Origin of the sequence: Paenibacillus woosongensis, from assembly GCF_009725165.1 — a bacterium.
Classification (GTDB): Bacteria; Bacillota; Bacilli; order Paenibacillales; family Paenibacillaceae; genus Fontibacillus; species Fontibacillus woosongensis.
On sequence record NZ_WNZW01000001.1, the window covers coordinates 145,518 to 158,152 of the forward strand.

Consider the following 12,635-nt stretch of genomic DNA (forward strand, 5'->3'; position numbering starts at 1 on the left):
CGCTGTCTATGACGATCCAGTTCCCATGCTGGCTAACGATGAGGTTCGCTTTGATTTTGGTCCCGGCGAGATTGCAAGCGGTTATATGAAAGTCACTGCTGCTACCCCCTACTCTCAAGAACGGGGTTACGGCTTCGCCGACCCATCCCAGGTTTCCGAGCAGGATCGGGGCACATCCCACCCGCTGAAATCCGATTTCGCGATTCCTAGAGATACAGCGTTTATAGTTGATCTCCCGAGTGGCGACTACACGGTCTCACTAATCGCGGGCGACGAGAGCGGACCGACGGATATCGCCATCACAGCGGAGACGATTCAGAAGGTGCAGCCAACAGCCAAGCTGGCTGGGCAATTTTTGGAGATGGATTTTGATATCGCCTTGATTGATGGACAGTTGAACTTGGACTTTACCGGTTCGGCCCCGAATATCAATGCACTTGTCATCCGTAAGCAGCCGGAGCGCGAGCCGGGCGACCGGCCGGTCGTTTTTCTCGCCAGCGATTCCACGGTTCAGACCTATGACCCTTATTGGCAGCCGCAGGCAGGCTGGGGGCAAATGATCGGCCGGTATTTTACAGACGATGTCCTCATCGATAATCGCGCGATCGGCGGCCGCAGCTCAAGGTCTTTTGTATATGAGGGCAGGCTGGATGAAATATTGCGGGTCATCAAACCCGGCGATTATTTGCTTGTCCAATTTGGCCATAACGACGCAACGATTAGCCGACCGGAGCGTTATACCTCGCCCGAGGATTTCAAAATCTATCTGAAATCCTATGTTATTGGCGCGAGACAGCGCGGGGCTACGCCTATCCTAATTACCCCTGTCGGCCGGAGGGATTTCAAAGCAGCTACAGGCAAGTTCAATGTCAGCTTCCCGGAATACGTGAAATCGATGAAGGAAGTTGCACATGAGCTTGATGTGGAGCTCGTCGACTTAAGCGCGTCAAGCGTTGCATACTACGACTCCATTGGTCCGGAAGCCGCGCGTTCCGTTTTCCTGCACGTTGATCCAGGCGTCTACCAGGCCTTCCCTAACGGTTCAGCAGACGACACCCACTTCCAGGAATACGGCGCAATCCAAATCGCCAGACTTGTTGCTAGCGGAATACAGCAGCTTGGATTTATGCCGCTTTCGGAATATGTAAAAGAGATCGCGCAGCCTGATCATGTGCCGGCCAAACCGCAGGGGCTGACAGCGGGCAGCATTAGCAATGCAGGTGCGGTCCTGAAATGGAACGCGGTTGAAACTGCAGAAATCTACAAGGTTTACCGCAAGCTGGCCACGGAGCCGGAATCAGCCTACAAGATGATCGGTACCTCCACCATTCCCTCTATTACGATCAGCGGCATGACAGAGGGGACTGGCTATACCGTTCGCGTTACCGCTGTTAATGGGCGAGGAGAATCCGAGCCCTCAGATGAAATCCGCATTGGAACGAAATCTGCCCAATATAAGTACGATTTCGGTCCAGTTGGTGCCCCGGTAGCCGAAGGTTATACAGAGGTAATTCGCCAAACGCTGTATACGCCAGAGCTTGGTTACGGGCTAACTTCAAGTGCAGGCATGGACGATCGGGATCGCGGAAGTGCAACCGATGCCCTGCGCCGGGATTTCGTCATTTATTTTGGCGGAAGCTATGAATTCAAGGTCGATGTGCCGAACGGCTCCTACTCCGTCAAAACATATACCGGAGATTGGATCGGCTCGACAAGAACCAATGTCAATATCGAAGGAAAAGATTATGGCACCGTCTCCTCCGGCAAAGAAAATATCGCCGAGAAGGTCTTCCATCAGATTGCAGTGACCGACGGGCAAATGAATCTCGTCTTCAGCGGACAAACGGCTCATCTCAACGGTCTGGAGATCACGCCTATACTGCTTGCGCCGGATTCGCTCCAGTTGGATGAGCTGCAGCTGAACGATCCGGTCACCGCCAAGCTAACCTGGCTGGCAAGTGCAACAGATACGGCTAAATACCAGGTTTACCGCCAAACCGAAGGATCTGCCCGTCCCGAGCTGATCGGGGAAACGACCGACACCTCATTTACCGATACAACGGCGGATGTAGGCTTGACCTATGTTTATAGCGTAACTTCAATGGACCATGGCGGATTTGAATCCGTGCCCTCGAACGGAATAACTGTAACCATGATCGATCCCAGCCAGCCGCTGGCTCCGGTGCCTGCTGCACTTACCGTTCAGGCGATCCATAAAAATGATGTGACCATCGCCTGGGATACCGTGAAAGAGGCCCGGTTCTATAATGTCTATCGCTCAACCAGACCGGACGGCGAATACACGCTTATTGGGAAAACTAAAACAAACTCTTACACGGACCCGGCCGTGCTTACGACCATCCCTTATTACTATAAAGTCGCATCAGTTAATGCTGGAGGTATCTCCGGGATGTCGGAAATGCTTGTGACCGAGGCGGTAACGACTTTGTACCGCGAGATGGAGTATTTGGACCGGGCTCCTGTGGCGGTAAAGACGAAGGACGGCAACTACATCGGGTGGAGATTGCTTGGGCTGGATCCGGACAATATCGCATTCAACATTTATCGCGACGGCATCAAAGTAAACAAAGAGCCGATCGCAAGCAGCACGAATTTCGTCGATACGCAGGGAAAGGAACAATCCAAATATATAATAACGACGGTCATCGGTGGTAAAGAAAAGGATGCCAGCGATGAGTTCGGCGTATGGCAGCAGCAATATCTTTCGATTCCGCTGCAAAAGCCGGCTGATGCTTATACGAAGGACGGCCAGCCTTATACGTACATTGCTAACGATGCCAGCATCGGCGATCTGGATGGGGACGGCGCTTACGAAATCGTCCTGATGTGGTCGCCTTCCAATGCCAAGGATAACTCGCAGAGCGGCTATACCGGGATCGTCTATTTGGATGCATACAAGCTGGATGGAACGCAGTTGTGGCGCATTAATCTTGGTCATAACATTCGGGCCGGAGCTCATTATTCCCCGTTCCTAGTATACGACCTGGACGGAGACGGCAAAGCTGAAGTCGTATTGAAGACGGCTGACGGAACGGTCGACGGCCAAGGCAAGGTCATCGGCGACGCCTCTAAGGATCACCGGAACAGCACAGGCTACGTACTTCTCGGCGACGAATTCCTCACCGTATTTGACGGCGAGACCGGCGCTGAATTGTCTACCGTCCCCTATGACCCGCCGCGCGGGGATGTGGGGGCATGGGGCGACACATACGGCAACCGGGTCGACCGCTTCCTCGCTGCTGTGGCCTATTTGGACGGAGAGCATCCGAGCGTTATTTTCAGCCGGGGCTACTATACTCGTACCGTTCTGGCTGCATACAGCTTCAAGGACGGCCAGTTCACGAAGCAATGGCGTTTTGATACAAATGATGAAGGCAACGGAAGCTATGTCGGCCAAGGCAACCACAATCTGTCGGTCGGCGATGTGGACAATGACGGCAAGGATGAAATCATTTTTGGCGCAATCACGATTGATGATGATGGCCAGATTCTGTACAGCACGGAGCTTGGCCATGGCGATGCCCTGCACTTCGGAGATCTTGACCCGACCCGCCCTGGACTTGAGGTATTCGGGGTTCATGAGAGCACGGGCGCCAAGTTCGGGCTGGAGATGCATGATGCAGCCACCGGTGAAATTCTCTGGGGCGCATTTACGGGCAAGGATACCGGTAGAGGCATGACCGCCGATATCGATCCAAATTATCCAGGAGAAGAAGCATGGGCGTCGACAATTACGAATGAGGAGCATATTCCGATTACGGGGCTCTATAGCGCACGAGGCGAGTTAATTAGCGAGAAAATCCCGTCCTCCGCCAACTTTGCAATTTGGTGGGACGGCGACCTGCTGCGCGAGCTGCTCGACCACAAATGGAATACTGAAACGAAGACGGGTACAGGTACGATCGATAAATGGGATTACAAAAATAAAACGACCATGAACCTGCTGACGGCTGAAGGCACCTTATCCAACAACTACACGAAAGGAAATCCGGCGCTGCAGGCCGATCTGTTCGGCGACTGGCGGGAAGAGGTCATCTGGCGTTCCGAAGACAGTACGGAGCTTCGCGTCTACACCACCGTAGATCCGACGGAATACAAGCTTCACACATTGATGCACGATCCAGTATACCGCCTCGCGGTCGCATGGCAGAATGTCGGCTACAATCAGCCGCCGCATCCGGGCTTCTTCCTGGGTGAAGGCATGAAGCAGCCTAAAGCCCCGCTGATCACTTATGTAGGAGCGCCTAATGAACCGGAGGAGCCGATTAAAGCTTCTGGGACACCTGGCAAGCCGGCATTAACCGATAATAACGGGTACGACACTGGCCTGCTAGACGGTGACTATACCATTACCATGAACATGTGGTGGGGTAATAACGGCAGCGAGTATAAGCTCTACGAGAACGGGCGGCTGATCGATACGCAGAAACTGACGGACGATTCTCCCTCCGCACAGATAGCTTCTACGGAAATTACGGGGCGGCCGAACGGCACCTACACCTACACCTGCGAACTTATCAATAAATTTGGCACGACCGCCTGTGAAGCCCGAACCGTCACCGTTAAACATGCTGCCCCGGCCAAAGCGGTACTGTCCGATGATAATTGGGACGGCGACGGCAGCTATGAGCTGACGATGAATTTATGGTGGGGCACGAACGCCACCGTCTATCGCCTATACGAGAACGGCGTTCTTATTGATACCCAGGATCTCACCGCTTCTACTCCGCACGCACAATATGCGGTGACCCTGATCGAAGGCAAAGCCGCCGGTGAATATAAGTACCAGGTAGAACTGGAAAACAGCAGCGGTATAACAAAAAGCGATATTTTAACAGTTACTGTAAAATAAAGCCGGCAGGCGTACTCTTTAGCGAAAGCCATGCGGCACTAATACATCGTCCTTGTTACTCCATAGAGATGGGGCTGTTCCGAATGAATTCAATTTCGGACAGCCTCGTTTTTTATCGTTGAAATTATAGCTAAAAAGCTAAATATTATACAGGTTGGCAGGAGATGATATTCGTACAAATCGTAATTCTAAATTACATCATTGGCAGGTGTTCTATGCTTCAATCCTATCTGTTTCCGATCAAGTACGCTTTTTTCACCTTCCCTTTTGCCGCGTTCTTATTTACGCTGCCGTTTCTCATTGTGCAATATCGCAAGCATGGCTACATCAATAAATTTAGGGGTGTCATTAAATATTTATTTCTGCTGTATTTAATGAACGCTTATTTTCTCGTTATACTGCCGCTTCCCGTGTCCCGGGATAATACTCCCATGATCTCGGGAGGACTTCAACTGATCCCGTTGAATTTCATCCGCGACATTCTGAGGGAAACTTCCATCGTCATAAATAATCCGGCGACCTACCTGCATTTGCTTCAGGAGCGGGCTGTGCTGCAGGTTCTGTTCAATATTTTGCTGACCGTTCCCTTTGCATGGGTACTGCGCTATTATTATCGGCTTGGGTGGCTTCGCTGCATTGCGCTGACTTTCCTGCTCTCCCTGTTTTTCGAGCTAACCCAATTAACAGGCTTATACGGCATCTATAAACATCCTTATCGTGTATTTGACGTTGATGATCTGCTCATGAATACGCTAGGAGGCATCCTCGGGGTACTGTGCGCCGACTGGACTGCAAGCCTGCTGCCAAATGTCGACCGCCTGGACGCCGATGTAGATCCTGCCGCCAAGCGCGTTACTTTTATCAGGCGGGGGGTAGCGTATCTCTTCGACTTCTGGTTTTGGTCCTTCTTCCAGCACTTGCTGGATCAGACTTTCCATTTGACGCTTTCATTCCTGCTCTCGTCAGGAATCTACTTTATGCTCATCCCTTATCTAACAGGCGGATTTACTCTCGGCAAATGGATGGTGCGAATCCGGTTGATACGGACGGGACCGAACCCCAAAATCTCCTTGCCTTCTCTTGTCGTTCGTTATGGCATTCTCTACTGGCTGATCTTCGGATTGAACCAAATTTCCTCCAATATAGACGAGTATTCCACTCCGGTTATCATTGTATTGGTCGTACTGGCGGTATTTGCGCTTGATGTGGCTTTCTTTATCCATGTCGTCATTTCTGCCATCCGTAGAAAACCGCAGCTTTTTTATGAAAAAGTGAGTCATACCAAGCATGTCGTAGCCTGGGAACCCAAAGAAGAGCAAGCTTCTCAAGACAGCTAAAATGGGCGCGATACGCTCATCCCGGCTCGTCGGACTAGCCCCTTGCTAAATTAATTGAATGACCTTGCATATAAAATAGGATGCTGGAAGGAGCATTGTTTGCGCAGCCAACGTCCCTAAAAAACGTGACGTCATCAGCAGCATGTATATTTTCCCCAGCTGCTCTTTATACTCTTCCTGGTTAAGGGCCCGATCCGTAATCAATCCTACCTGGGGGTCTATGAATATGGTTAGGAGGATCGTCGCGATTCCATTAATCAAACCGGAGGATTGCGACGCCATCGTGCTTAATTCAGGTACCAGGTGGGCCGCATACAAGGAGGAGAGCACGCCTACGGTGTAAATTGCCGTTACGATAATATTTAAGAATATAAATCGCTTGGAAACACCCAAATAGCGAAACTCCTGTAAACGAAACGTTGGTTTGGCGATATAACGCTTCGTATTCCGCAGCTGGGCTACCGTGACACTGGAAATGAGCCGCGGCAGCGAACCCGCAAGCTCCAGCTTCGAGATCACTCTCGCCCAGATGTTCACAAACGTAGGAAAGAGAACAATGGCTATAAATGTCCCGATCGAAGCGGCGATCAAGATGATTCTTAGATATTGGAGCACGTTAAATGAAGGATCCGTCCTGGCAAAATCAATAAACTTCGCGGTTAATGGCGCTTGAATCAAGTTTGCGGTTCTTGAGACCAGCACCATTATACCCGTCAAGGACAGTGCAACGGCAATTTTGTTTATTTTCACTCCGGCATACCTTAAAGAATAAGACAACGTTTCCGCGGTATGAATAATCATAGTTAGAAAAAAGCTGGTTATTAAGTAATTAATCATTATTAGTCTCCATAAATAATAGACCCAGCCCATCAATAACGCTCTGTTCTTGGGCTGGATCGTTGTTGTTTACTGAGCTACTTCCATGATTATACATCTGTTCGTAGCGCAGCGACAGGACTAATAGTAATACTTAGTATTTTTCAACCACAGATCCTAAAGTGACTCCTCTGACATAAGACGGCTCGCCTAATTGTTGAAAACCTTGTACCGAACCTATAACAACCACACCTCAAATACGAATATCACCTGCATCCAGTTTCGCTTTTACTAAAAAGACGATCGGAAAGCCTGAAGGCCTTTCCAAATTTCTAACGGTTGCTTAAGCCGTTAAATTAGTCGCAAATGAACACTTCGATGTTCTAACGGTTGTAATCCACGTTATTTGCAAAAATTTCATCGTAACATATGGAACACGTTAAATTAGCCGCATATACAACCGTTAGAATCTCAAAAAGTGAAAAATCAGCGGATTAACGGCATAGGTAACCGTTAGAAATGTGCAAGAGGCTCCCTGTTACTGTTGCGCTAGGTTCGTTAAATGTTGGAGTCTTTCACAAGCAATCATCGGGTAACTTCCAAAATCTATATCTATTATGTTTCAATAATCTAATCACATCTTGGTTGTGCACCTCAGCGGGCAGGATATGCGCACTAGGGCTAACTTCTGCATAACAGTAATAGGTTAGGGAGAAGCTACCCCTAATGAATAACACGGAGGTCATGATGGCGTATGAATATGCAAACCTTGGCAGCTCATGAAGCAATGGAGCTTCACGAGATGCTTAATTTCAAAACACTCTGCTTAGCCAAGTCTAAGTTGATGCAAGGCCTCGTTTTTGACCAGGAGCTTAAAGACTTAATGCAAAAAGACGTTGAGCAATCCACACAAGCCATTGCTGATTTGCAAGCGATCTATGCAAAGGCTCCATTCCAAGCGCCTGTTCCTAAAAACCGCCCCACTCCTATATTAAATTAAAGGAGAACTCCTATGAATAACGATTACTTAGATCCAATCAACGCTTTAAATATGCCGGAAACAGCGGATTCGACCTTTGCAATGGATTTCCTTATGCGCGCCAAAGAAGGAGTAAGGAATACCGCAATTGCCCTTACAGAAGCAGTATCCTTGGATGCAAGAACACTGCTGCGCAATCAACTGAGGCAATGCATCGCGATGCATCAAGAAATTACTGATCTCATGGTACGCAAAAAGTGGTTTCATCCTTATGAATTAAAAGAGCAATACCAGTTGGATCAGCTTTCGGTAAATACTTCGGTCATGATTGGACAAATGAATTTATTTCCTGAAGATACGCGGCGGATTGGGATGTTTGATCGGACGCCAGATCAGCACATGGAGGGGGATCAAGCATGAAGGCCGTAACTTATCAGGGCATTAAAAATATCGCCGTCAAAGATGTACCGGATCCCAAAATCGAAAAACCGGACGATATGATCATAAGAATGACCAGTACTGCCATTTGCGGATCGGATCTTCACCTTATTCACGGGATGATTCCCAACCTGAAGGAGAATTACATCATCGGGCACGAGCCTATGGGAATCGTGGAAGAAGTCGGCCCTGGCGTTACTAAGTTAAAAAAAGGCGACCGGGTCATCATCCCGTTTAATATCGCCTGCGGTGATTGTTATTACTGTCAAAACCAGCTGGAGAGCCAATGTGACAATTCCAACGAGAACGGGGAAATAGGAGCTTACTTCGGCTATTCCGATTCGGCTGGCGGCTATCCTGGCGGTCAAGCTGAATATCTGCGCGTTCCCTATGCTAACTTCACCCATTTCAAAATTCCTGAGAACTGTGAAGAATCCGATGAGAAGCTTTGTTTAATTTCCGACGCAATGACAACGGCATACTGGAGCGTCGATAACGCTGGAGTAAAAAATGGGGACACGGTGGTCGTGCTGGGCTGTGGACCGATCGGTCTGCTGGCTCAGAAGTTTGCCTGGCTGAAAGGAGCAAAGCGGGTAATCGCCATCGATTACGTTGATTACCGCCTGCAGCATGCAAAACGGACGAACAACGTGGAAACGATCAATTTTGAGCATGAGCAAAATGTCGGCAGCCATCTCAAAGAAATTACCCAAGGCGGAGCCGATGTCGTGATTGATGCGGTCGGGATGGATGGAAAAATGAACGATCTCGAATTCCTGGCCAGCGGCTTGAAACTGCAGGGCGGGACGATGAGCCCCGTGGTCATGGCCTCGCAAGCAGTCCGCAAAGGTGGAACGATCCAAATTACAGGCGTGTACGGCGGGCGCTATAACGGATTTCCTCTTGGTGATATCATGCAGCGCAATATCAACATCCGTTCCGGACAGGCCCCAGTCATTCACTACATGCCATATATGTATGAGCTGATCACTTCAGGCAAAGTAAATCCAGGCGATATCGTAACCCATGTGATCCCGCTAAGTGAAGCAAAGCGCGGATACGAAATATTCGACACGAAGACGGACAATTGCATCAAAGTGATATTGAAGCCGTGAGCTCTTTTTGAAACAGGAGGACATCAAATGAACGGATCATTCGCCTTACACGAAACGCTGGAAGTACATGAAATAGCAGCCTTTAAAACAGTCTGCATGACTAAATCCAAGCTGATGCAAGCTCTTGTCTCGGATCCTGGGCTGAAGCAAATACTGGAACATGATGTTCAATTATCTACGCGGCAGCTTGAAGAGCTGAACGGACTGTTGTCGAAATCTCAACAAGGGGGATAAACAAGATGCATCCAATTTTAGAATATATTACAGGAATGAATAAGCTAACGGATGAAGTCATTGCGATGGACTTGCTTATTAATGCTAAAAGCGGGGTTAGAAATTATGCGATGGCCGTTACAGAATGTATAACCCCTGAAATCAAAACAGTGTTGACAAAACAACTGGAGGAAGCGATCGATACTCATGAAATGATCCTCGCTTATATGATAGAGCGGGGTCTGTACCATCCCTACAATGTAAATGAGCAAATTCAGTTGGATTTGCAGAATATACAAACCGCTATGAATATTCCAACTTAACCCCTAAGATTCATAACTGTTCCGTACCACAACCATGCTCAGACTCACGGCACTCTGTGCCGTTTTTTGTTGTCCCGAGTCATTATATTCCCTCACTTTTGATTAACATCCTTGATCTTTGATTCTGCCAATTGTATCTTCAATGTTTTCTACGATCCCAAAACGGCCTTTAAAAATATTATTATTATAGAAGCGATATAAATCGCCGGCTAATAACCCCCCCATTATCGAAGGTTGTGTTTGTCTTCTCTGGGATAATCACTTGATACCCGTACTCAAATGCAGCCTTTAGAGTCGTATCTATACAATACTCAGTTTGCATCCCTGTGATTATTAATTGCTCGATTCCTTTACGCTCCAAATACTCTTTTAAACTTGTCCCTTTAAAGGCGGAGTTGAATTTTTTGTTGATCACCTTTTCATTTGCGAGCGGACTAATCCCACTATAAATTTGCCAGCCCTCCGTATTCGGTTCCAATTCCTCACCGACAGGATCATCGTGCTGGACATAAATGACCTCTATGCTGTTTTCGCGGCATGCGGAAATTAGTCTCTGTATATTTTTTATAACGGTCTCAATTTCAAAAGGTTTAGCTTGCACTAATGCGTTTTGGACATCCACAACTAATAGTGCTGCATTCTTCATATGCGATGTTCCCCCTATAAAGTTAAATATTCTTCTGAAAAACAACTTCGTCTTTCTTTACGTAATGCGACTTGGTATAGGTCCTCATCACAGCCTCATTGCGCAGGTATTTGGAGATTCCTCCCTTATTAATACCTTGGATAAAAACCGATAACCTTCATCGATTTGGGGTCGATGATAGGCACAATGGGACCTAAAAGCCCATCTTGTTCTGTATTAAATGTTACTGCGATTAATATGGATTCCGTTTTCTCGATCTGCTCCAGCTTCTTCTTCTGTTCATCGGTTGTGGGAATGATCCATTTATCTTTAGATTCGATGAGCTCCACTCTAGCTTGTTCCCAATTTGTCGTAATAGTATCGTATCGATTGTTCTCCACACTCTTCCAGGCGATTTTCCTGATCTCATGCAAATCCAGGCTGGAAACTCCGTTTGACCTGCTGCCTAGGAACAACGAAAGACCGAGGAGTAACACCGTGACCGCGATCAAACCGGCGGCCATTGCAACGACCCGTATTTTTCTCATTGCACCCATCCTTATTCAAAATTATTGTTTGGAAGCACGCATGTATCATTGCTTTTCATATAAATTGGCACTCCAACCCTCTCCATCGATTCTGCGAATATATTGAAATCCATAATCTCCGTAGTATTGATTAAGCCTTGGATTTTCTGCCATGCAATCAAGCCTGATCCATTTTTTTCCTTTAATCCTGATCTGCTGTTCAGCGCTTTTCAAGAGATATTTTCCAATATCTAATCCTCGATATTTTCTATTAACTGCGAATCTATGTATGTACCCGGATTCTAAATTGTCAAGCTCCTGCCAAATGAGCGGGTCTGACCAGGTCAAAGTATAAGTTCCGACAATTTCATTGTTCCATTCGGCCAGATATACGTCCGATCCATCATTCATAAATTCCAAAACTTGCTCCAAATAAAATATTCCGGCCTCCATTGGTAGATCCCTTTGGAATTGAGCCATCTAGCCGAATTCTGCCATAAGCCCAATATAATTGGCGCCTCTTCGCGCAGCGCAGGTCTAATAAGCAGCTGTGTCCTAAGATCATCCTCTAGCATATGCATTCCCCCTTTTCGATTCCATCCCGGCCAGATACTTCTTTACTTCCTTAGTTGTTCTAAAAATAATGACCTGTTTTTGTTCTTTAACTTGATCAAGCGTTTCTAATATTTTGCCCCTGCTTCTTGCCCTGAAGTTCCAAATCCACCGCAAAAATTCTAAATCGATCTTCTCGGTACAGCCTGCTGCCATATCCTCTCTCGTTCGCCCATGATTGAGGATTCTGCGTTTAATTGCCCGATAGATGCACAATAAACGCGGAAAATCGAAAAAAAATACAACGTCCGCATCGATAAGCCTCTTATCTAAAGTTCTGGAGTAATTACCATCCATAATGTAACCATCATGATTCAGCAATTCTTCGATCGTCTGATCCCACTCTTCTTCGGTTGCAGCGATCCAGCCTGCCTTCCAATAGAACGAGTCAAGATGAATCACCGACAGTCCGGTGAGATGTCCTAAACGTGTTGAAAAGGTAGATTTGCCGGAGCCTGCACATCCCAATACAAGCACTTTCTTCATCAAAGATGCCTCCCCGTATAAAAAATAAAAAGCCCCAGCATTAGATAGCCCTTATCTTAAGCTGGAGCGATGGTTACCGGAGCTTACTTCCACAATTATACATCCTCAAATCGATTGGCGTAAGCTACTGAGCGCAATAATATTAGGGCAGGCTGCGCCAAACCAAACTGCACTCGCGCGTGATCCTAGCGATGTCCCCGCCTGACTTTAAAAGGAATCTTGGCTTAGCCTCATCACCAAAAACTCGGTTTCCTGACCGGCGGCTATGCTCATGAACGACTGTCCTCTCGT

General features: G+C 47.7%; 13 protein-coding genes. 7 read left to right on the plus strand and 6 right to left on the minus strand.

Features of this window, described 5'->3' with window-relative positions; genetic code table 11:
- Positions 1-25 precede the first annotated feature (25 nt).
- Positions 26-4,873: a rhamnogalacturonan lyase family protein gene (locus GNP95_RS26500; RefSeq protein WP_330163204.1), complete on the plus strand. Its 4,848-nt coding sequence runs from the start codon at positions 26-28 to the stop codon at positions 4,871-4,873.
- Positions 4,874-5,088: 215 nt separating this feature from the next.
- Positions 5,089-6,210 (plus strand): VanZ family protein, encoded by a 1,122-nt coding sequence (locus GNP95_RS00695; RefSeq protein ID WP_155609016.1) that lies wholly within the window; start codon positions 5,089-5,091, stop codon positions 6,208-6,210.
- A gap of 45 nt (positions 6,211-6,255) precedes the next feature.
- Here GNP95_RS00695 and GNP95_RS00700 read toward each other — a convergent pair whose 3' ends face one another.
- Positions 6,256-7,047 carry a lipid II flippase Amj family protein gene (locus tag GNP95_RS00700; RefSeq protein ID WP_155609017.1) on the minus strand — a complete coding sequence of 264 codons (792 nt, stop codon included), beginning with the start codon at positions 7,045-7,047 and terminating at the stop codon, positions 6,256-6,258.
- A gap of 733 nt (positions 7,048-7,780) precedes the next feature.
- On the opposite strand from GNP95_RS00700, the gene GNP95_RS00705 reads away from it, so the two are divergent.
- The 5 genes from GNP95_RS00705 to GNP95_RS00725 are packed head-to-tail and all read left to right on the plus strand — an operon-like array spanning position 7,781 to position 10,094.
- Positions 7,781-8,026, plus strand: a complete 246-nt coding sequence (locus GNP95_RS00705) for a spore gernimation protein GerQ (protein WP_155609018.1) — start codon at positions 7,781-7,783, stop codon at positions 8,024-8,026.
- 12 nt (positions 8,027-8,038) lie between these two features.
- Positions 8,039-8,425, plus strand: a complete 387-nt coding sequence (locus GNP95_RS00710; RefSeq protein WP_155609019.1) for a spore coat protein — start codon at positions 8,039-8,041, stop codon at positions 8,423-8,425.
- Positions 8,422-9,558, plus strand: coding sequence for a zinc-dependent alcohol dehydrogenase (locus GNP95_RS00715; RefSeq protein ID WP_155609020.1), 1,137 nt, complete (start codon positions 8,422-8,424; stop codon positions 9,556-9,558). The genes GNP95_RS00710 and GNP95_RS00715 overlap by 4 nt, the downstream gene beginning before the upstream one ends.
- Before the next feature lie 27 nt (positions 9,559-9,585).
- Entirely contained in the window at positions 9,586-9,792 is a 207-nt protein-coding gene (locus GNP95_RS00720) for a hypothetical protein (RefSeq protein ID WP_155609021.1), read from the plus strand.
- Between the two features lie 5 nt (positions 9,793-9,797).
- On the plus strand, positions 9,798-10,094 hold the full coding sequence (locus GNP95_RS00725) for a spore coat protein (protein ID WP_155609022.1): 297 nt from the start codon (positions 9,798-9,800) through the stop codon (positions 10,092-10,094).
- Between the two features lie 184 nt (positions 10,095-10,278).
- Here GNP95_RS00725 and GNP95_RS00730 read toward each other — a convergent pair whose 3' ends face one another.
- From GNP95_RS00730 to GNP95_RS00745, 5 genes are all read right to left on the minus strand, one after another.
- Positions 10,279-10,740: a cysteine hydrolase family protein gene (locus tag GNP95_RS00730; protein WP_196427030.1), complete on the minus strand. Its 462-nt coding sequence runs from the start codon at positions 10,738-10,740 to the stop codon at positions 10,279-10,281.
- Positions 10,741-10,868: 128 nt separating this feature from the next.
- Positions 10,869-11,267: a hypothetical protein gene (locus tag GNP95_RS00735; RefSeq protein WP_155609023.1), complete on the minus strand. Its 399-nt coding sequence runs from the start codon at positions 11,265-11,267 to the stop codon at positions 10,869-10,871.
- Positions 11,268-11,312: 45 nt separating this feature from the next.
- The gene (locus GNP95_RS00740; protein ID WP_230873622.1) at positions 11,313-11,657 is read right to left on the minus strand and encodes a GNAT family N-acetyltransferase; all 345 of its coding nucleotides are present in this window, start codon (positions 11,655-11,657) and stop codon (positions 11,313-11,315) included.
- The gene (locus tag GNP95_RS25955; protein WP_230873623.1) at positions 11,654-11,821 is read right to left on the minus strand and encodes a hypothetical protein; all 168 of its coding nucleotides are present in this window, start codon (positions 11,819-11,821) and stop codon (positions 11,654-11,656) included. Before GNP95_RS25955 ends, GNP95_RS00740 begins: the two co-directional genes overlap by 4 nt.
- Positions 11,808-12,344: a DNA topology modulation protein gene (locus tag GNP95_RS00745; RefSeq protein WP_155609024.1), complete on the minus strand. Its 537-nt coding sequence runs from the start codon at positions 12,342-12,344 to the stop codon at positions 11,808-11,810. The genes GNP95_RS25955 and GNP95_RS00745 overlap by 14 nt, the downstream gene beginning before the upstream one ends.
- Between the last annotated feature and the right edge of the window lie 291 nt (positions 12,345-12,635).

Coding starts and splice junctions, on each gene's coding strand:
- GNP95_RS26500 (WP_330163204.1), top strand. CDS start 26: ATGCTGGCTAACGATGAGGTTCGCTTTGATTTTGGTCCCGGCGAGATT.
- GNP95_RS00695 (WP_155609016.1), top strand. CDS start 5,089: ATGCTTCAATCCTATCTGTTTCCGATCAAGTACGCTTTTTTCACCTTC.
- GNP95_RS00700 (WP_155609017.1), bottom strand. CDS start 7,047: ATGATTAATTACTTAATAACCAGCTTTTTTCTAACTATGATTATTCAT.
- GNP95_RS00705 (WP_155609018.1), top strand. CDS start 7,781: ATGAATATGCAAACCTTGGCAGCTCATGAAGCAATGGAGCTTCACGAG.
- GNP95_RS00710 (WP_155609019.1), top strand. CDS start 8,039: ATGAATAACGATTACTTAGATCCAATCAACGCTTTAAATATGCCGGAA.
- GNP95_RS00715 (WP_155609020.1), top strand. CDS start 8,422: ATGAAGGCCGTAACTTATCAGGGCATTAAAAATATCGCCGTCAAAGAT.
- GNP95_RS00720 (WP_155609021.1), top strand. CDS start 9,586: ATGAACGGATCATTCGCCTTACACGAAACGCTGGAAGTACATGAAATA.
- GNP95_RS00725 (WP_155609022.1), top strand. CDS start 9,798: ATGCATCCAATTTTAGAATATATTACAGGAATGAATAAGCTAACGGAT.
- GNP95_RS00730 (WP_196427030.1), bottom strand. CDS start 10,740: ATGAAGAATGCAGCACTATTAGTTGTGGATGTCCAAAACGCATTAGTG.
- GNP95_RS00735 (WP_155609023.1), bottom strand. CDS start 11,267: ATGAGAAAAATACGGGTCGTTGCAATGGCCGCCGGTTTGATCGCGGTC.
- GNP95_RS00740 (WP_230873622.1), bottom strand. CDS start 11,657: ATGAATGATGGATCGGACGTATATCTGGCCGAATGGAACAATGAAATT.
- GNP95_RS25955 (WP_230873623.1), bottom strand. CDS start 11,821: ATGCTAGAGGATGATCTTAGGACACAGCTGCTTATTAGACCTGCGCTG.
- GNP95_RS00745 (WP_155609024.1), bottom strand. CDS start 12,344: ATGAAGAAAGTGCTTGTATTGGGATGTGCAGGCTCCGGCAAATCTACC.